The 21,184-nt window shown below is 74.1% G+C and carries 2 protein-coding genes and 2 pseudogenes; all 4 read left to right on the forward strand.

What is annotated here, in order from left to right; translation table 11 throughout:
* A pseudogene (locus SSOG_RS55600) lies at positions 1 to 7,209 on the forward strand (amino acid adenylation domain-containing protein); the annotation flags it as partial.
* 127 nt (positions 7,210 to 7,336) lie between these two features.
* Positions 7,337 to 7,450 (forward strand): annotated as a pseudogene (locus SSOG_RS55605) (hypothetical protein); the annotation flags it as partial.
* Between the two features lie 68 nt (positions 7,451 to 7,518).
* On the forward strand, positions 7,519 to 16,944 hold the full coding sequence (locus SSOG_RS55610; protein WP_245606572.1) for a non-ribosomal peptide synthetase: 9,426 nt from the start codon (positions 7,519 to 7,521) through the stop codon (positions 16,942 to 16,944).
* A gap of 11 nt (positions 16,945 to 16,955) precedes the next feature.
* The gene (locus SSOG_RS55615) at positions 16,956 to 21,182 is read left to right on the forward strand and encodes an amino acid adenylation domain-containing protein (RefSeq protein WP_245606219.1); all 4,227 of its coding nucleotides are present in this window, start codon (positions 16,956 to 16,958) and stop codon (positions 21,180 to 21,182) included.
* Positions 21,183 to 21,184 lie beyond the last annotated feature (2 nt).

A 21,184-nucleotide genomic window follows, 5' to 3' on the forward strand; every position in this document is an offset into this window, starting at 1 on the left:
GTGGCGCGGCTGGCCGCCCGGCTGCCGGAGGAGGCCGCGGACGCGCCGGAGGCGCCGATCCCGCCCACCCCGCGCGACCGGCCGCTGCCGCTGTCCACCGCCCAGCGGCGACTGTGGTTCCTGGACGATCTGACGTCCGGCGGCACCGAGTACAACACCGGGGCCGGGCTGCGGCTGAGCGGCCCGCTCGACACCGGCGCCCTGCGCCGCGCGCTCGGCACCCTGGCCGCCCGGCACGACGCGCTGCGCACCACCTTCGTCACCGTGGACGGGCACGGTGTGCAGCGGATCGCCGAGCGGGGCACCGTACCGCTCGACCACGCCGACCTCGGCGGGCGGCCCGCCGCGGAGCGCGACGCCGCCGTCGACCGGCTGCTGACCGATGAGCTGAACCGCCCGTACGACCTCGCCGAGGGCCCGCTGACCAGGGCGCTGCTCATCCGGCTCGCCGACGACGACCATGTGCTGCTGCTGGCCCAGCACCACATCGTCACCGACGGCTGGTCGGTCGGCCTCCTGGTCCGCGAACTGACCGCGCTGTACGAGGCGGAGGTCACCGGCGCCGACCCCGGCCTCCCCGGACCCGCGCTCCAGTACCCGGACTTCGCCGTCTGGGAGCGCGACCACCCGGTTCCGCCCGGGCAGGACACCGATCTGAAGTACTGGCGGACCCGGCTCGCCGGAATGCAGGCCCTGGAGCTGCCCACCGACCGTCCCCGCCCCCCGGTGCGCACCACCGCAGGGGCGGTGCACCGGCGCGAGCTGCCCGCCGATCTGGTGGCCGCCTTGGGGCGGCTCGGCCGGGAGCGGAACACCACGCTGTTCACCCTGCTCTCGGCGTCCGTCGCGGTCCTGTTCTCCCGCTACTCGGGCCAGCGGGACGTCGCCTTCGGCACCGTCACCAGCGGACGCCACCGCAAGGAGCTGGAGTCGGTCGCCGGGTTCTTCGTCAACACCCTCGTGCTGCGCGCCGATGTCGACGGGGACAGCACCGTCGAGCAGTTCGTGGACGCGATGCGCGAGACGGTGCTCGACGCCTTCAGCCATGACCGGCTGCCGTTCGAGCGGGTCGTGGAGGAGCTGGCCCCCAAGCGCGACGCCAGCCGCAACCCGCTGGTGCAGGCCCTGGTCGTCCAGCAGGGCGCCATGGTGCCCGCCCGGGAGGCGGGGGGCGTGACGATCGCCGAGCACTCCCTGCCGCGCCCCGCCGCGCGGTTCGACCTGGTGCTGGAGTTCCTGCCCCGGGACGACGGTTCGCTGGGGCTCACCGTCGAGTACAACTCCGATCTGTTCGACGCCCGGACGATGGAGCAGATGGCCGGGCATCTGCACCGGCTGCTGACCCGGATGGTGGCCGACCCCGGCAGCACCCTGATCGAACTCCAGATGCTGAGCGACGCCGAGTGGCACAAGCTGCTCGACTCCTGGAACGGCACGAACGGCACGAACGGCACGAACGGCACGAACGGCACGAACGGCACCGGCCAGGCCCTCACCGAGACGACGCTGCCCGAACTCTTCGCGGCCCAGGCCGCGTCGCGGCCGAAGGCGACCGCCGTGACCTGCGGGGAGACCCGGCTCTCCTACGACGAGGTGAACCGGCGCGCCAACCAACTCGCCCGGCTGCTGATCGACCGGGGCGTCGGCCCCGAGCGGCTGGTGGCGCTGGCCCTGCCGCGCTCGGCCGACCTGGTCGTCGTCCTGCTGGCGGTGCTCAAGGCGGGCGCCGGATATCTGCCCGTGGATCCCGCGTACCCGGCCGAGCGCATCGCGTTCATGCTGGACGACGCGGCGCCCTCGACCATCCTCGCCACCGGTGACACGGCGGGCTGCCTGCCCGCCGGTGCCGAACCGCTGGTGCTGGACGACGAAGCGGTCAGCGCCGAGCTGGCGCGGCGGGCGGACGGCGACATCACCGACGCCGACCGGACCGGACCGCTGCACCCGGCCCATCCCGCCTACGTCATCTACACCTCCGGGTCCACCGGCACGCCCAAGGGCGTGGTGGTCACCCACCGGAGCGTGGCGGGTCTGGCCGCCTGGACCGGGGCCGAGCTGGGGCGGGAGCGGCTGACCGGGGTCGTGGCCTCGACCTCGCTCAACTTCGACGTGTCCGTGTTCGAGATCCTGTGCCCGCTGCTGGCCGGGGGCAGCATCGAGATCGTCCAGGATCTGCTGGTCCTCGCCGACCCCGCGAACCGGCCGCGCGCGACCGGGCTGATCAGCGGCGTCCCTTCGGTGTTCGCCCGGCTGCTGAGCGGGGACGCCGGACAGACCGACGCCGGATACATAGAAGCCGGACGCATCGACGCCGGGACCGTCGTCCTGGCGGGCGAGGCCCTTCCCGCCCAGACCGTACGGGACATCAGGGCGGCGCTGCCCTCCTGCCGCATCGCCAACATGTACGGGCCGACCGAGGCAACCGTGTACGCCACCGCCTGGTTCTCCTCGGGCGAGGCACCGCGGCAGGCGCCGCCGATCGGGCGGCCCGTCGCCGACACCCGCGCCTATGTCCTGGACCCGACGCTGCGGCTGGTGCCGCCCGGCGTGACGGGCGAGCTGTATCTCGGCGGCCAGGGCCTCGCCCGGGGTTACCTCAACCGGCCCGCGCTGACCGCCGACCGCTTCCTCGCGGACCCCTTCGGCGCGCCGGGCAGCCGCATGTACCGCACCGGTGACCTGGTGCGCTGGGGCAGCGACGGCCAGCTGGAGTACATGGGCCGGGCCGATGACCAGGTGAAGATCCGCGGCTTCCGCATCGAACTCGGCGAGGTCGAGACGGCGCTGTTGCGCCACCCCGGTATCGCCGAGGCCGCCGCCGTCGCGAAGGAGACCGGCGGTCACAAGCGGCTCATCGCCTACGTCGTGCCCGCACCGGGCACCACACCGGACCCGGCCGCGCTGCGCACGTTCCTGGCGGGCAGCCTGCCCGACTACATGGTGCCCGCCACGGTCCTGGTCATGGAGCGGATGCCGCTCAACCCCAACGGCAAGCTGGACCGGAGCCGTCTCCCCGACCCCGAGTGGTCCCCGGCGGCGGCACCGGGCTACGTGGCGCCGCGCACCGCGACCGAACGGACCCTCGCCGCGGTCTGGGCCCGGATCCTCCATGTGGAACGCATCGGAGTGGAGGACAACTTCTTCTCCCTCGGCGGCGATTCGATCCTCAGCATCCAGGTCGTCTCCCAGGCTCGGCAGGCCGGGCTCTCCGTCACCTCCCGCGACGTCTACCGCCACCAGACGATCGCCGCCCTCGCCCTGCACCTGGACAGCGCGGCCGCGCAGCCGCGGCCGGACGCCGCCGGTGCGGAAGCGGCCACCGGGGACCTGCCGATGACGCCCATCCAGCACTGGTTGTTCGAGCACGACCCCGAGCGGGCCGGACACTTCAACCAGACGATCTCCCTCGTCCTGCCCGGGGACGTGGACGAGGACGCGCTGCGCGGCGCCCTGGAGGCGGTCGTCGCCCACCACGACGCGCTGCGCTCCCGGTTCCCCTCCGAGGACGGCGGCAAGAGCCGGTACCAGCGGATCGACGGCGGCGGGGCACCGGAGCTGACGGATCTGCTGCGCCGCCACACCGGCGGCGGCGAACCCCACCTCGGCGGCTTCGACCTGGCGGACGGACCGCTGCTGCGCGCGGTGCTGGAGGAGGACGCCGGGGCCGGAGAGCGGCCGGTGCTCCACCTCACCGTGCACCACGCCGTCGTGGACGGGGTCTCCTGGCGCATCCTGCTGGAGGACCTGGACACCGCCTACCACCGGTTGGCCGGGCTCCCCGCCGCCTCCTCCCCGCTGCGCACCTGGGCCCGGCGGCTGAACGACCACGCGCAGGCCGGGGGGTTCGACGCGGAGGCCGCGTACTGGACCGGCCTGGTCCGGGACTCGGATCCTTCGCTGCCGGTAGACCTGGATGGGGCGGCTGGGGCGGACGGGGCGAACACCTATGCCTCGGCCCGGTCGGTCACCGTCACGCTCGACCAGGACGAGACGACCGCCCTGCTCCAGACGCTGCCCGAGGTCTACCGGACGCAGGTCAACGATGTGCTGCTGAGCGCGCTGGCCCGGGTGCTGGGCGAGTGGACCGGGCGCAGCCGGGTGCCGGTGGACCTGGAGGGCCACGGCCGCGAGGAGATCTTCGAGGAGGTGGATCTGTCCCGTACGGTCGGCTGGTTCACCACCCGCTTCCCGGTGGCGCTCGACCTCCCCGAGGGTGACTGGGGCGACGTACTCAAGTCCGTCAAGGAGCAGTTGCGGGCCGTGCCGCGGCGCGGCCTGGGGTACGGGGCGCTGCGCCATCTGGCCCGCCCCGAGGGCCTGCCGACCGGTCCCACGGCCGGGATCAGCTTCAACTACCTGGGCCAGTTCGAGCTGCCGGGCGACGGCGACGGGCTGTTCCGCGGCCTCCACCGCGAACTCGCCCTGGATGCCGACCCGGAGTCGCCGCGGCCGCATCCGCTGGAGGTGGTCGGCCGGGTCGAGGACCAGCGGCTCGCGTTCACCTGGTTCTACTCGGCGAACCTGCACACGGAGGAGACCGTCGGGCGGCTGGCCGGGGAGTTCCTGCGGGCGCTGCGCGCCATCGCCCGGCACGCCGCCGCGCCCGGCGCGGGCGGCCGCACCCCGTCCGACTTCCCGCTGGTGGCCTCCCTCGACCAGGCCACGGTGGACCGGCTGGTGGGCGACGGCAGCGCGGTGGAGGACGTCTACCCGCTGACCCCCACCCAGGCGGGCATGCTGTTCCACGGGCTGTCCCAGGAGGACCGGCGCGCCTACTTCCAGCAGCTCACCTTCGTCCTCGACGGGGTGTCCGACCCGGGCGCGCTGGCCGCGGCCTGGCAGCGGGTCACCGACCGCACACCGGGCTTACGCAGCCGCGCCGAATGGGACGGGGTGCCCGAGCCGCTCCAGGTGGTGGAGCGCGGGGTCCGGGTGCCGGTCACCCATCTCGACTGGCGCGGGCTGTCCGAAGCGGAGCGCCGGGAGGAGTCGCGGCGGTTCCTCGCCGAGGACCGGGAACGGGGCCTGGACCTGGCCGCGGCGCCGCTCATGCGGCTGGCGCTGGCCCGGCTGTCCGACACCGAGGTCCAGGTGGTGTGGACGTTCCACCACCTGATCCTGGACGGCTGGAGCCTGTTCCAGGTGCTGTCCGACGTCTTCGCCTGCCATGCGTCCGGGGCGGGGGCCGCGCTGCCCAGCCGCCGCCCGTTCCGCGACTACGTGGCCTGGCTGCGCGACCGCGACTGGGCGGAGGCCGAGGAGCACTGGCGCTCCCGGCTGGGCGATCTGTCGGAGCCCAGCCCGCTGCCGTTCGACCGGGAACCCACCGAGACCCATCACGCGGAGTCCAGCGCCGACGTACGGATCACGCTGCCCGCGGACGCGTCCCGCCGGCTGGCGGAGCTGGCCAGAGGCGCGGGGCTCACCATGAACACCCTGCTCCAGGGCGCCTGGACGCTGCTGCTGTCCCGGTACACCGGCCGCGCGGACGTCGCCTTCGGGACCACGGTCTCGGGCCGTCCGCCGGAGCTGCCGGGCGTCGAGGCGATGACCGGACTGTTCATCACCACCGTCCCGACCCGGCTGGAGGTGCCCACGGGCGGCACCCTGCTGTCGTGGCTGCGGGAGGTGCAGGAGCGGCAGACCGAGGACCGGCGCTTCGACTTCGTACCGCTCACCCGGCTGCGGTCGATGACCCGGCTCGAGGAGCGGGTGAACCTCTTCGACAGCATCGTGGTGTTCGAGAACTATCCCGTCGGCGGGGACCTCGCCGCCGCGCACGGGCTGGCCCTGCGCGACCTCGACGGCGTCGAGACCACGAACTACCCGCTGAGCCTGGTGGTCTACCCCGGCCAGGAGATGGCGCTGCGGCTCGGCTACGACCCGGCCCTGTTCGACGCCGAGACGATCCAGCGTATGGCCGAGTACCTGTCGGTGCTGCTGACCAACATGGCCACCGGCCCGGACCGGGCGCCCGCGCGCCTTCCGATGCTCACCGACGCCCGGCGCGCCCAGGTGCTCCGCGAGTGGAACGACACCACGGCCCCGCTGCCCGAGGGTTCGGTGGCCGATCTGTTCGCCGCCCAGGTGCGGCGTACGCCGGACGCGCCCGCGCTGGACGGCGACGGCGGCCCGGTGAGCTACCGGGAGCTGGACGCGCGCGCCAACCGGCTGGCCCACCGGCTCATCGGGCTCGGCATCGGTCCGGAGCGGCCGGTGGCCGTGCTGATGGACCGGTCCGTGGAGCTGGTGGTCGCCCAGCTGGCGGTCGTCAAGGCGGGCGGGGTGTACGTACCGCTGGACACCCGCGCGCCCGAGGACCGGCTGCGGCTGGTGCTGGCCGAGGCGACGGCGGACGTCCTGCTGACCGACCGCGCCTGGGAGCGGACCGCCGCGGACATCGGACACGGCGGACGGACGCTGCTGGTGGCGCCGGGTGCCGAGGGCGGTGCCGAAGACTTTGACGGGCCGCCCGCGGTGGAGGTCTTCCCCGACAACACGGCCTACCTGATGTTCACTTCGGGCTCCACCGGACGGCCCAAGGGCGTCGCGGTCCGGCACCGCGATGTGACCGCCCTCGCCCATGACCGCGCCTTCGCGCGCCACGACCGGGTTCTGGTGCACTCCCCGCAGGCGTTCGACGCCTCCACCTACGAGGTGTGGGTGCCGCTGCTGCGCGGCGGTACGGCCGTCATCGCCCCGGTGGGCGACGTGGACGCGGACACCGTGCGCCACGCGATCACCGGGCACGGGGTGAGCTGCCTGTGGCTGACCGCCGGTCTCTTCCGGCTCCTGGCACAGGAGGCGCCGGAGTGCCTGCGCGGCGCCCGGGAGGTGTGGACCGGCGGCGAGGCGGTGCCGCCCGCTGCGGTACGCCGGGTGCTCGACGCCTGCCCGGAGCTGACCGTGGTCGACGGCTACGGACCCACCGAGACCACGACCTTCGCCACCCGGCGCCCCTTCCGCGCCGGTGAGGAGCTGCCCGGGACGCTGCCCATCGGACGGCCGCTGGACAACACCCGCGCCTACGTCCTGGACGGCGCCCTCCAGCCCCAACCGCCGGGCATACCCGGGGAGTTGTACATCGCGGGCGCCGGGCTCGCCCGTGGCTACCGGAACCGGCCCGGTCCGACGGCCGAGCGCTATGTCGCCGACCCGTACGGGCCGCCCGGCTCCCGGATGTACCGCACCGGGGACCTGGTGTCCTGGACCGCCGACGGCGAACTCGCCTTCGTGGGCCGCTCGGACGACCAGATGAAGATCCGCCGGCTTCCGCATCGAACCGGGCGAGATCGAGGCCGTGCTGACCCGCCACCCGGCCGTCGCCGAGGCGGTCGTGGCACTCGCGCGGGACGGGGAGCGGAAGCTGCTGGCCGCCTATCTGGTCCCGGTGCGCGGTGCCGCGGTGCCCGAACCTGCGGAGCTGCGGTCCCTGCTGGGCCGGGAGCTGCCCGACTACATGGTGCCCGCGGTCTTCATCGCCCTGGACGAACTGCCGCTCACCGGCAACGAGCAAGAGTGGACCGCCGCCGGCTGCCCGAGCCCGACTGGGCGGCGGCCACGGCGGGCGCGGAGTACGTGGCGCCCCGCACCGACGCCGAACGGATCCTGGCGGAGATCATGGGGCCGCTGCTGGGCCGGGAGCGGATCGGCGTCGAGGACAACTTCTTCATGCTCGGCGGGGATTCGATCCTCAGCATCCAGGTCGCCTCGCGCGCCCGGCAGGCGGGCCTGACGGTGACGCCCAGGGAACTCTTCCGGCACCCCACCATCGCCTCGCTCGCCACCGTCGCCACGGCCACCGCCCGGCCCGCGGCCGACGCGGGCCCGGTGAGCGGCGAGCTGCCGCTGACCCCGATCCAGCACTGGTTCCTCGGCACGGACAGCCCCCGGCCCGAGTACTTCAACCAGTCCGTGCTGGTCGAACTCGACCGGGACCCCGACCCCCGGGCGCTCCGTCAGGCCCTGCGGGCGCTGCTGGTCCACCATGACGCGCTGCGGACGCGCTTCACGCGCGAGGCGGACGGCACCGTACGGCAGTACTGCCCGCCGCCGGACGAGACCGGCCAGGACCCGCTGCGGGAGGTGGACCTGTCGGGGCTCGGGGAGCCGGAGCGGCGGGCCGCCGAGGAAGCGGCCATGGCCGAGGCGAACGCCGGGTTCGTCCTGGACACCGGGCCGCTGCTGGCCGCCCGGCTGCTGCGCCCGGGCTCCGGAGCGCGGCCGTCGCTCTTCCTGACCGTGCACCACCTGGTGGTCGACGGCGTCTCCTGGCGCGTGCTGCTGGAGGACCTGGAGACCGCCTACCGCCAGGCGCTCGACGGCTCCCCCGCCGACCTCGGGGCGCGCACCACCTCCGTGCGGGACTGGTCCCGCCGGCTCGCCGAGCACACCGCGGCCGGGGGCTTCGACGCCGAACTCCCGCACTGGACGGCGGTGGCCGAGGACTGCGCCGCCGGGATCCCGGTGGACCGTGAGGGCGAGGGCGGCAACACCGTCGCCGCCATGGAGTCGGTCACCGTGACGCTGGACCGGGAGCGGACCACCGCCCTGCTCCAGCAGGTGCCCGAGGTGTACCGCACCCGCGTGGACGACGTGCTGCTCTCGGCGCTGGGCCGGGTGCTGGCCGAGTGGACCGGGCGGCGGCGGGTCGCCGTCGACCTGGAGGGGCACGGCCGGGAGGAACACCTCCTGGACGGCGTGGATCTGTCCCGTACCGTCGGCTGGTTCACCACCTTGTTCCCGGTCGCCCTGGACATCCCGGACGCCCCCGGCGGCTGGGGCGAGACGCTGAAGTCCGTCAAGGAGCAGCTGCGGGCGGTGCCCGCCCAGGGCATCGGCTACGGCGCGCTGCGCCATCTGGCCCCGGACGCGCCGCTGGCGGACGCGGCGGAGCCCCGGATCAGCTTCAACTACCTCGGCCAGTTCGACTGGTCGGACACGGGCGGGACCACCGGCGACGCCCTGGTCCGCTCCGTGCGGGGCGGTCTGGGCGGTGACGCCGCGCCGGAGTCGCCCCGGGCGCACCTGCTCGACATCGTGGGCCGCGTCGAGCGGCGCCGCCTGGAGATCACCTGGTACTACGGCTCCGGGACCCACTCCGAGGAGACGGTGTCCCGGCTGGCCGACGAGATGCTCCGCGCCCTGGAGGACATCGTCGCCCACTGCGCCGGCCCCGGCGCGGGCGGCCGTACCCCGTCGGACTTCCCGCTGGCCCGGCTGGACCAGGCCGCGGTGGACCGGGTGGCCGCCGACGGGCGGTCGGTGGAGGACATCTATCCGCTGACCCCGATGCAGGCCGGGATGCTGTTCCACAGCCTCGTGGACCCGGCGTCCGACGCCTACTTCAACCAGGTGCAGCTGCGGCTGACCGGGGTGACGGACCCGCAGGCGCTGGCCACGGCGTGGCAGCGGACCACGGACGCCAACCCGATCCTGCGCACCCAGCTGGTCTGGGCGGACACCCCGGAGCCCCTCCAGGTCGTCCGGCGGCGGGCCATCCTGCGGATCGCCCACCACGACTGGACCGGGCGGTCCGACGCGTGGCGCGAGGCCGAACTGAGCAGGCTGCTCGCCGACGACCGGGCCGAGGGCATCGACCTCGGCAGCGCGCCGCTGACCCGGCTGGCCCTGATCCGGCTGTCGGCCGACGAGGTGCGGCTGATCTGGACGTTCCACCATGTGCTGCTCGACGGCTGGAGCGCGGCGCAGGTCTTCGACGAGGTCTGCGAGCGGTACGCGGCGCTCACCACCGGGCGCGGTGCCGTCGTGCCCGCCCGGCGGCCCTTCCGGGAGTACCTGGGCTGGCTCGGTGAGCAGGACACGGCGGAGGCCGAGCGGTTCTGGCGCGGGGCGCTGGAGGGATTCACCGCCCCGACCGAACTGCCCCGCGACCGGCCCGCGGCCGAGGCGCACCGTACGGCGTCCTCGGGTACGCACCGGGTCACCCTCGGCGCGGAGGAGTCCGCCCGGCTCCGTACCGTCGCCCAACTGGGCGGGCTGACGATGAACACCGTGATGCAGGGCGCCTGGGGGCTGCTGCTGTCCCGCTTCAGCGGGACGGACGACGTGGCGTTCGGCACCACCGTCTCCGGCCGCCCCGCCGCGCTGCCGGGTGTGGAGTCGATGGTCGGGGTGTTCATCAACACCATCCCGACCCGGGTCCGGGTGGACGGCCGGAGCCCGCTGATGAGCTGGCTGCGGGAACTCCAGACCGCGCAGTCGGAGTCCCGGCGCTTCGAGTTCGCGTCCCTGGCGCAGCTCCAGAGCTGGAGCGAGGTGCCCGGCGGCGTCGCCCTCTTCGACAGCATCGTGGTCTTCGAGAACTACCCCTTCGACAGCGAGGCCATCGCGGCACACGGCCTCCGCATCCATCAGGAACGGGATCTGGAGCCGACGAACTACGCGCTCAGCGTCGTCGTGGCGCCCGAGGAGCGGCTGTCGATCTCGCTGGACTACGACCCCGCCGCCTTCGATGCCGCCACGGTCGAGCGGCTGGGCGCATGCCTGCACGGGCTGCTGGCCGAGATGGCGGCCGGGCCGGAACGGCGGCTGGAAGACCTGCCGCTGATCGGCGCGGCGGAAACCCGCCGGATCCTGGACGCGTTCAGCGGTCCCGTCGCCCCGGCGCCGCGCGCGGTCCTGCCGGAGCTGTTCGAGGCGCAAGCGTCCCGTACCCCGGACGCGGTGGCCGTGCGCGGCGGGGACCTCACGCTGACGTACCGGGAGCTGAACGAGCGCGCCAACCGGCTCGCCCGGCTGCTGATCGGCGCGGGCGCCGGTCCGGAGCGCTTCGTGGCGCTGTCGCTGCCGCGTACGCCGGAGCTGGTGGTGGCGCTGCTGGCGGTGGTCAAGAGCGGCGCCGGATATCTCCCGGTCGACCCCGCGTACCCGGCGGAGCGCATCGAGTTCATGATCGGCGATATCGCCCCGGACATCGTCCTGACCACCGGGGAGACCGCACCCCGGATCCCGGACGGGCCGGGCCACCGGATCCTGCTGGACGACGCGGAGACCGGCCGTGCGCTGGCCGGGCTGGGCGCCCATGACGTCGGCGACGCCGAGCGCACCGCCCCGCTGGTCCCCGGCCACCCCGCGTACGTCATCCACACCTCCGGATCGACCGGTACGCCCAAGGGCGTCGTGGCCACCCACCAGGGTGTCGCCGCGCTGGCGGCCTGGGCGGGCGAGGAGTTCGGCGCGGCGGGGCTCTCCCACGTCGTGGCGTCCACCTCGCTCAACTTCGATGTGTCGGTCTTCGAGATCATCTGCCCGCTGCTGGCCGGTGGTTCCCTGGAGATCGTCCGAGACCTCCTCGCCCTGGCCGAGCGGCCGGAACCGTGGACGGCGTCCCTGATCAGCGCCGTGCCCTCGGCCCTCGGGCAGGTGCTCGGCAAGGGCGGCGTCTCCGTCACGGCCGACGCGGTCGTACTGGCCGGTGAGGGGCTGGCGGCCCGTACGGTGCAGGAGGTCCGTACGGCCATCCCGGGCTGCCGGGTCGCCAACATCTACGGCCCCACCGAGGCCACCGTCTACGCCACCGCCTGGACGTGCGACCCCGCCGACCCCGGCCGCACGCCGCCGATCGGCTCCCCGGTCGCCGCCACCCGGGCGTACGCACTGGACGCGCGGCTGCGGCCGGTGCCCATCGGGGTGCCCGGCGAGCTGTATCTGGCCGGTCCTGGCCTGGCACGGGGGTACTTCGGCCGTCCCGGGCTGACCGCGGACCGCTTCACGGCCGACCCGTTCGGCCCCGCGGGCAGCCGGATGTACCGCACCGGCGACCTCGTGCGGTGGGACGCGGACGGACAGCTGGAGTACCTCGGCAGGACCGACGACCAGGTCAAGGTGCGGGGTTTCCGGATCGAGCTGGGCGAGGTCGAGGCCGCCCTCGCGCGCCACCCGGAGGTCGCCGAGGCGGCCGCCGCGGTCGTCGAAACTGACGGCCACAAGCGGCTGGTCGGCTACACCGTCCCGGCCCCCGGCACCACGGCGGTCGATCCCGCCACGATGCGCGCGTTCCTCGCGACGAGCCTGCCGGACCACATGGTGCCCGCGGCCGTCGTCACCCTGGAGCGGCTGCCGCTGAACCCCAGCGGCAAGCTCGACCGGCGGGCGCTGCCCGCCCCGGACTGGGCCGCCCCCGCCACCGGCCATGTGGCGCCCCGTACGGAGGCCGAGAAGACGCTCGCCGGGATCTGGGCCGAGGTGCTGGGGGTGGAGCGGGTCGGCGTCGACGACAACTACTTCACCCTCGGCGGCGACTCCATCCTCAGCATCCAGATCGTCTCCTCGGCCCGCCGGGCGGGCATCGAGCTGACCCCGCGCCATCTGTTCGTCCACCAGACCGTCGCGGACCTGGCCGCCGCCGCTAGGGACGTCCCGGCCACGGCGGTCGCCGCCGAACAGGGGCCGGTCGTCGGTGAGGTGCCGCTGACCCCCGTCCAGCACTGGCTGTTCGACACGCTTCCGGACAGCCCCGGCCACTTCACCCAGGCGGTGTCCGCCGAGCTGACCGGGCCGGTGGACGAGGCCGCGCTGCGCGCCGCCCTGGACACGCTGCTCGACCACCACGACGCGCTGCGGCTGCGCTACGAGACCACCGGGAACGGCCACTGGAGCCAGCACAGCGTGCCGCCGGGCGGCGACCGGGTGCTCGACGTCCATGACCTGTCCGCCACCGACCCCGGGCTGCGGGAGGCGGCGATGCGGGAGGCGGAGCTGCGGATCCGGTCCGGATTCCAGCTGGACCGGGGGCCGTTGTTCAAGGCCGTGCTGTTCCTCAGGGGCGGTACGGAGCGCCCGGTCCTCAGCCTGATCGCCCACCATCTGGTGGTGGACGCGGTCTCCTGGCGGATCCTGCTGGAGGACCTGGACACCGCGTACCGGCTGATCGGCGCCGGGCGGCCGGGGAGCCCCGGCCGGAAGACCACCTCGTTCCGCGCGTGGTCGCGGCAGTTGAGCGAGCACACCGTCGCCGGGGGCTTCGACGCCGAACGCGGCCACTGGACCGCCGCGCACGGCTCCCCGGACCTCCCGACGGACGGCGAGGGCCCCAACACCGCCGCCAGCGAGGAGACGGTGACGGTCCGGCTGGACACCGAGGAGACCCGGGTCCTGCTCCAGGAGGTGCCGGGCGCCTATCTGACCCGGATCAACGACGTCCTGCTGTGCGCGCTGGGCCGGGTGCTGGGCCGCTGGACCGGCCGGGACCGGGTGCTGGTCGCGCTGGAGGGGCACGGCCGCGAGGAGATCTTCGAGGGCATCGATCTGTCCCGTACGGTCGGCTGGTTCACCAGCATGTTCCCCGTCGCCCTGGACGGCGGCGCCGGAACCGGTCTCGAGGAGGCGCTGAAGACCGTCAAGGAGCGGCTGCGGGCGGTCCCCGGGAACGGGCTCGGCTACGGGGCGCTGCGCCATCTGGCCCCGGACGCGCCGCTCGCCGATGCGGCGGACCCGCAGATCAGCTTCAACTACCTCGGCCAGCTCGACTGGGACCTGCCCGAGGGCGGTCTGCTGCACGCCCTGCGCAGCGGTCTGGAGGGCGATATGAGCCCGGAGGCGCCCCGGCCGCATCTGCTCGACGTGGTCGGCCGGGTGGAGGGCAGGAAGCTGGAACTCACCTGGTCCTACTCCCGGGACCGGCACCATCGCAGCACGGTCTCCCGGCTCGCCCAGGAGACCCTGGACGAGCTGCGCGCGATCATGCGGCTGTGCACGGACGAGAGGGCGGGCGGACGCACGCCCTCGGACTTCCCGCTGGCCGCCCTGGACCAGGAGACGGTCGACCGGCTGGCGGGCGACGGCCGGGACGTGGCGGACATCTATCCGCTGACGCCCACCCAGAGCGGACTGGTCTTCCACGGGCTGGCCCAGCGCGGCCAGGGGCTCTATGTGGAGCAGGCGACCTTCATCCTGGACGGGATCCGGGACTCCCGGGTCCTCGCCGCCGCCTGGCAGCACGTCGTCGACCGCACCCCGGTGCTGCGCAGCGAGGTGGTGATGCAGGGGGTGCCGGAGCCGGTACAGCTCGTGCGTCGCGGCGCGACCGTACCGGTCGAGGAGCTGGACTGGAGCGAACTGACGGAGGACGAGCGCCGGTCCGCGCTGGAGCGGCTGCTCGACGAGGACCGCGCCCGGGGGCTCGATCTCGGCGCGGCTCCGCTGCTCCGCGTCACGCTCGCCCGGTTGTCGCCGACCGAGGTGCAGGTGCTGTGGACCTTCCACCATGTGCTGCTCGACGGCTGGAGCGTCTTCCAGGTCCTGACGGATGTCTTCGCGGCCCACGCCGCCCTGGCCGCGGGTGAACAGCCGCGGCTCCAGGCCCGCAGGCCGTTCGCGGACTATGTCGCCTGGCTCGGACGGCAGGACCGCGCGCAGGCCGAAGCGCACTGGCGCAAGACGCTCGCCGGGTTCACCGCACCCACTCCCCTCCCCTACGACCGCAAGCCGACGGCGGAGGCCCCCACCCGGTCCTCGGAGTGGCTGTCGCAGCGGCTCGGTGAGCAGGAGACCGCAGCCCTGGAGGACTTCGCCCGGCGGCACCGGCTCACTCTCAATACGATCGTCCAGGGCGCTTGGGGGTTGCTCGTATCTCGCTTGAGCGGAGAGTCGGACATCTGCTTCGGGGCGACCGTCTCCGGACGGCCGACCGAACTGCCCGGCGCCGACAGCATCACCGGCATCTTCATCAACACCCTGCCGGTGCGGCTGACCGTGTCCGAAGGCGACACCGCAGTCGAGTGGATGCGCGGGCTCCAGGCCGACCAGGCGGACGCGCGCGGCTTCGGCCACGTACCGCTCGCCCAGCTCCAGGGCTGGAGCGATGTGCCGGGCGGGGCGGACCTCTTCGAGAGCCTGGTGGTGTTCGAGAACTACCCGATCAACAGTTCCGCCGCCGCCGAACACGGGCTGCGGGTGCGGGAACTCCAGGCTCTGGAGAGCACCAACTACGCGCTGACCGTGGTCGTCTCGCCCGGCTCCGAGCTGTCCGTCGAACTCGGCTACGACCCCCGGCTCTTCGAGGAGACCACAGCGCAGGGGCTGGCCGCCCAGCTGACGCACGTCCTCGGCGCCCTCGCCGCGGCCCCCGACGACCAGCCGCTGGACCGGATCGACACCCTGCCGGACGCGCTGCGCACGCGGCTCCTGGAGGACTGGAACGACACCGCGCGCCCGGCCCCGCAGACGACCCTGGCGGAACTCTTCGAGGCCGCCGCGGACCGTCATCCCGACGCGCCCGCGGTCCTCGCCCCCGACGTCGAGCTGTCCTACGCGGAGCTGGACGCCCGGGCCAACCGCCTCGCCCACCGGCTCATCGCTGGGGGCGTGGGCCCCGGGCGGATCGTCGCCCTGGTGCTGCCCCGGTCGGTGGAGATCGTCGTCGCCCAGCTCGCGGTGGCCAAGGCGGGCGGCGCCCATCTGCCCGTCGACCCCGGCTATCCCGCCGAGCGCATCGCCCTGATGCTGGAGGACGCCGCACCGCATCTGACCCTTGACGAAATCGACGCATGGGACGAAATCGGCGGTGCGGCGCACCGGCCCACCGACCGGGACCGGCTCCGCCCCGTCGACCCCGACGACCCGGCCTACGTGATCTACACCTCCGGGTCCACCGGCACCCCCAAGGGGGTGGTGGTCACCCACCTCGGGATCGGCAACTTCGCCGCCGCCGAGGCCGAGCACTACGAGGTGCGGGAGGGCGACCGCGTCCTCCAGTTCGCCTCGCCCAGCTTCGACGCCTCCGTCCTGGAGCTGTGCATGGCGCTGCCCACCGGGGCCGCGCTCGTGGTGCCCGAGCCCGGGCCGCTGCTGGGCGAGCACCTCGCGCGCGTCCTGCGGGAGCGGCGCGTCACCCACACCCTCATCCCGCCCGCCGCGCTGGCCACGCTGCCCGTCGGCACCGAGAAGGAACTGCCCGAGCTGCGCACGCTGATCGTGGGCGGGGACGCCTGCGGTACGGAGCTGACGACCCGGTGGGCACCGCACCACCGCATGATCAACTCCTATGGGCCCACCGAGGCCACCGTGGTCGCCACCTGGTCCGATCCGCTCGTCGCCGACGGCGCCCCGCCGCCCATCGGACGGCCCGTCCCCAACACCCGGGCCTATCTGCTCGACGCGCGGCTGCGCCCGGTGCCGCCCGGGGTGCCCGGTGAGCTGTGGATCAGCGGCCCGTCGCTGGCCCGCGGCTATCTGAACCGCCCCGGGCTGACCGCGTCCCGCTTCCTCGCCGACCCGTTCGGGCCCGCGGGCAGCAGGATGTACCGCACCGGCGACCTCGCCCGCTACGACGCCGAGGGCCGGATCCACCACCTGGGCCGCACCGACCACCAGATCAAGCTGCACGGCTATCGCATCGAGGCCGGTGAGGTGGAGACCGCCCTGGTCGGCCACCCCTCGGTCGCGGAGGCCGTGGTGACGGTCCGGGAGGACGAGCCCGGCGTCCGCAGGCTGGTGGCGCATCTCGTCCTCACCCCGGGCGCCGCCGCCCCGGCCGACGCCGAGCTGCGCGCCGAGCTGGGCCGTACCCTGCCCGGCTACATGGTGCCGTCGGCGTTCGCCGTCCTGGACCGCCTGCCGCTCACCGAGAACGGCAAGACGGACCGTGCGGCGCTGCCCGCGCCCGGCCCCGCCACCGCGGCCCCGGCCGCCGGCCATGTCGAGCCGCGCACCCCCACCGAAGAGGTCATCGCGGAGATCTGGTCCGAGGTGCTGGGGGTGGAACCGGTCGGCGCCGAGGACGACTTCTTCGCCCTGGGCGGGGACTCCGTCCGCAGCCTGCTGATCGCCTCCCGGGCGGGTGAGGCGTTCGGCCTCGACCTGACCCCGCGGGACATCATGACCGCCCACACGGTCTCCACCCTCGCCGATCTGGTCGAGGAGTACATCCTGCGCGAACTCGAAGACGCCGCTTCGGGCGGCAGCGACCACGACGAACGGTGAGGACAGACACGATGACGTCTTCGAGGAACAGCCGCGCCTCCGCCCTGCCCGAAGAAATGCGCGAAGCCCTGCGCCGCCGTCTCGCGGGCAAGGCCGGACGCACCGCGGCGATCCCCCGCGCGGACCGCACACAGACCCTCCCGCTGTCCTTCGCCCAGCAGCGGCTGTGGTTCCTGCACACCCTCCAGCCGGACGAGGCGGGCTACAACAGCGCGGTCGCCCTGCGGCTGACCGGCGCCCTGGACGTGGCCGCGCTCTCCCGGGCGCTCGACGCGCTGGTGGAGCGCCACGAGGCGCTGCGGACCGTCTTCGAGGAGGGTGATGGGCAGCCGTCGCAGGTGGTGCGCGAGGCCACCGCGGTTCCGCTGCCGGTGGCCGACCTCACCGGCGATCCCGGGGCGCTGGACGAGGCGCTGCTCGCCGAGTACTCCCGCCCGTTCGACCTGCGGACCGGGCCCCTGCTGCGGGCGCTGCTGATCCGGCTGGCCGACGGGGACCACGTCCTGCTGCTCACGGCCCATCACATCGTCACCGACGGCTGGTCCATGGGCATCCTGCTGGACGAGCTGTGCACGCTCTACGGCGCCGGGCCTACCGACGGCGAGAAGGATCCGCTGCCGCCGGTGCCGGTGCAGTACCCGGACTTCGCGGTGTGGCAGCGCGAGCGGCTCTCCGGGGCCACCCTGGACAAGCAGCTCGACTACTGGAAGGGGCGGCTCGCGGACACCGTCCCGCTGGAGCTGCCCACCGACCGGCCCCGGCCCGCGGTGCGCACTTCGGCGGGCGCGGTGTACGAGTTCACCGTGGACCGGAAGGTCGCGGCGCGGCTGAAGGGGCTGGCGGCGGAGCGGCGCACCACCCTGTTCTCCGTGCTGGTCGCCGCGTGCCAGGGGCTGTTCGCCCGCTGGTCGGGGCAGGACGACATCGCGCTGGGCACCGTCACCTCCGGCCGTGGCCGCACCGAACTGGAGCGCGCCGTCGGGTTCTTCGTGAACACCGTGGTGCTGCGCTCCGGGGTCGATGTCTCACGTTCGTACCGCGAGCTGATCGACACCGCCGGTACGACGGTCCTCGACGCCTTCGCGCACGACGAGACGCCGTTCGAGCGGCTGGTGGAGGCCGTGGGGGCGCGCCGGGACGCCGGGCGCAACCCGCTGTTCGACGTGATGGTGCTGCTCCACAGCAACCCGAAGTCCGCGCCCCGCCCGGCCGGGCTGACGGCGACGAGCGTCGATGTGCCCCGGCAGTCCTCGACCTTCGACCTCAGCGTGGAATTCGTCGAGGACGAAGAGGAGCTGCGGGGGCTGCTGGAGTACAGCACCGAGCTGTTCGACGCGGACACCGCCGAGCGGATGGCGGGGCATCTGCTGGTGCTGCTCGACGCGGCGAGCGCCGAGCCGGACCTTCCGGTGCGGGAACTCCCGCTGCTGACGGAGGCGGAGCGGCGGCAGGTGGCAGAGTGGGGCCACGGTCCCGCCCTGGCCATCGAGCCGACCACGTTCCCCGCCGTGTTCCAGGCGCAGGCGACCCGTACTCCGGCGGCGACGGCCCTGGTCGCCGGGGACGAGGTGTACGACTTCGCGGCGCTCAACGCGGCCGCCAACCGGCTGGCGCACCAGCTGATCGGGCGGGGCGTCGGCCCCGAGCGGATCGTCGGGGTGCGGCTGCCGCGCACCGCCGACATGGTCGTGGCGATCCTCGCCGTCCTCAAGGCGGGCGGCGTCTATCTGCCCATCGATCCCGAACTCCCGGACGAGCGGGTCGCGTTCCTCATGGACGACGCCCGGCCGATGCTGGTCCTGGACGAGGCGGCGCTGCGTACGGTCCCCGCCACGCTGCCCGCGACCGACCCCACCGATGCCGAGCGGACCGGCGCGCTGCACCCGGACGGTGCGGCCTACGTCATCTACACCTCCGGCTCCACGGGCCGCCCCAAGGGGGTGGCCGTGACCCACCGGGCCATGGTGAACCTGCTGGTGGGCCACCGCCACGGCTTCGTGGCCGAGGCGGGCGGCGGTCCGCTGCGCGCGGCCCTGACCGCGTCGTTCTCCTTCGACACCTCGCTGGAGGGGCTGCTGCTCCTGGCGGACGGCCATGAGCTGCACGTCATCGACGAGACCACCCGGCTCGATCCGGCCGCACTGGTGGACCACATCGCCGGGCACCGGATCGACTTCCTCGACCTCACCCCGTCGTATCTGCGGCAGCTCCTCCCGGCCGGGCTGCTCACCGACGCCCGGCACCGCCCCCGGGTGCTGATGCTGGGCGGCGAGGCCATCGGCCAGACGCTGTGGCGGCAGCTGGCGGAGGCGCCCGGCACCACGGCGTACAACTTCTACGGTCCGACCGAGTGCACCGTCGACGCGCTCGCCGCCCGGATCGGCGGCGCCGGACGTCCGGTGGTGGGTCGGCCGCTGGGCGATCTGCGCGCCTACGTACTCGACGCCCGGCTCCAGCCGGTGCCCGCCGGGGTCGCGGGTGAGCTGTATCTGGCCGGTGACCAGCTCGCGCGCGGCTATCCGCACCGCCCGGGGCTCACCGCCGCGCGGTTCGTGGCCGATCCGTTCGGGCCCGCGGGGGCCCGGATGTACCGCACCGGCGATGTGGCCCGCTGGACCGCCGCCGGGGAGCTGGACTACCTCGGCCGCGCCGACGACCAGGTGAAGATCCGCGGCCACCGGGTCGAACCGGGCGAGATCGAGGCCGCTTTGCTCGATCTGCCGTCCGTCGCCGAGGCGGCCGTGATCGCCGTGACCGACGACCGCGACCACGCGCGGCTGGCCGCGTACTACGTACCGGCCGCCTCCGCCGTACCGCCCACCGCGCAGGAGCTGCGGGCGGCCCTCGGGCGCACACTGCCCGGCCACATGGTGCCCGGCGCCTTCCTCGCCCTCGACGCCATGCCGCTCACCACGAGCGGCAAGCTCGACCGGCGGGCGCTGCCCGCCCCCCGGCCCGATGCCGACCGGCGGGAGAACGCCTACGAGGCTCCGCGCACCCCTGTGGAGGAGGAGCTGGCCCGGATCTGGGCCGAGGTGCTGGGCGCCGAGCAGGTCGGGGTGTCGGACAACTTCTTCGAACTCGGCGGCGACTCGATCCTCAGCATCCAGGCCGTCTCCCGGGCACGCCAGGCCGGGCTGCGGCTCAGCTCCCGGGACGTGTTCCTGCACCAGACCATCGCCGACCTGGCCGCCGCCATCGCCCCGCGCAGCGCGCCCGGTGCGGACGACGCCGACACCGCCGCCGAGACGCCGACGGGCCCGGCGCCGCTGACCCCGATCCAGCACTGGTTCTTCGCCACCCATGGCCCGCTGCGCCACTTCACCATGTCGATGGTCGTGGACCTGCCGTACGACCTGGACGAGACCGCGCTGCACACCACCCTGGAGGCGGTGGCCGCCCACCACCCGGCGCTGCGGACCCGGTTCGTGCAGGAAGGTGGCCAGTGGCGCCAGCACGACGGCGGTCCGGTGGCGGGGCCGCTGCTGCGGCGCCACGACCTGTCGGGGCTGGAGGGCGACGCGCTGCACACCGCGGCCGAGGCGGCCGCCGAGGCCGCCCGCGCCGAACTCGACCTCACCACGGGCGCGTTGCTGCGCTCCGCGCTGATCCTGCGCGGCGCGGGGGCCCGGCCGCGGCTGTTCCTGACCGTGCACCACCTGGCCGTGGACAGCGTCTCGTGGCGCATCCTGCTCGGCGATCTGGAGGCCGCGTACCGGCAGGCCGCCGCCGGAGACCCGGTGCGGCTCGACCCGGTCGGCACCCCCTTCACCCGGTGGGCCCACCGGCTGAGCGACCATGTGCTGGCCGGGGAGCTGGACGGCGACCTGCCGTACTGGGAGGGCGTGGCGCGCGCGGGCGGCGCGGACCTGCCGGTGGACCGCCCGGGCCGCGCCACCGCCGGAACCACCCGCACGGTCCGGGTGCGGCTCGACCACGACACGACCGACGCGCTGCTGCGCCGGGTGCCCGGGGTGTACCGGACGCAGATCAACGACGTCCTGATGAGCGCGCTCGGCCGGGTGCTCGCCGACTGGACGCGCACCGACCGGGTGCTGGTGGCGATGGAGGGCCACGGCCGGGAGGAGATCGACGAAACCGTCGAACTGTCCCGGACCGTCGGCTGGTTCACCACCCAGTACCCGGTGGCGCTCACCCTGCCCGGCGGCGGCTGGGGTCCGGTCCTGAAGTCCGTGAAGGAGCAGCTGCGGGCGCTGCCACTCACCACGGACGGATGAGC

The organism is Streptomyces himastatinicus ATCC 53653, from assembly GCF_000158915.1.
GTDB lineage: Bacteria > Actinomycetota > Actinomycetes > Streptomycetales > Streptomycetaceae > Streptomyces > Streptomyces himastatinicus.

Coding starts and splice junctions, on each gene's coding strand:
- SSOG_RS55615 (WP_245606219.1), top strand. CDS start 16,956: ATGACGTCTTCGAGGAACAGCCGCGCCTCCGCCCTGCCCGAAGAAATG.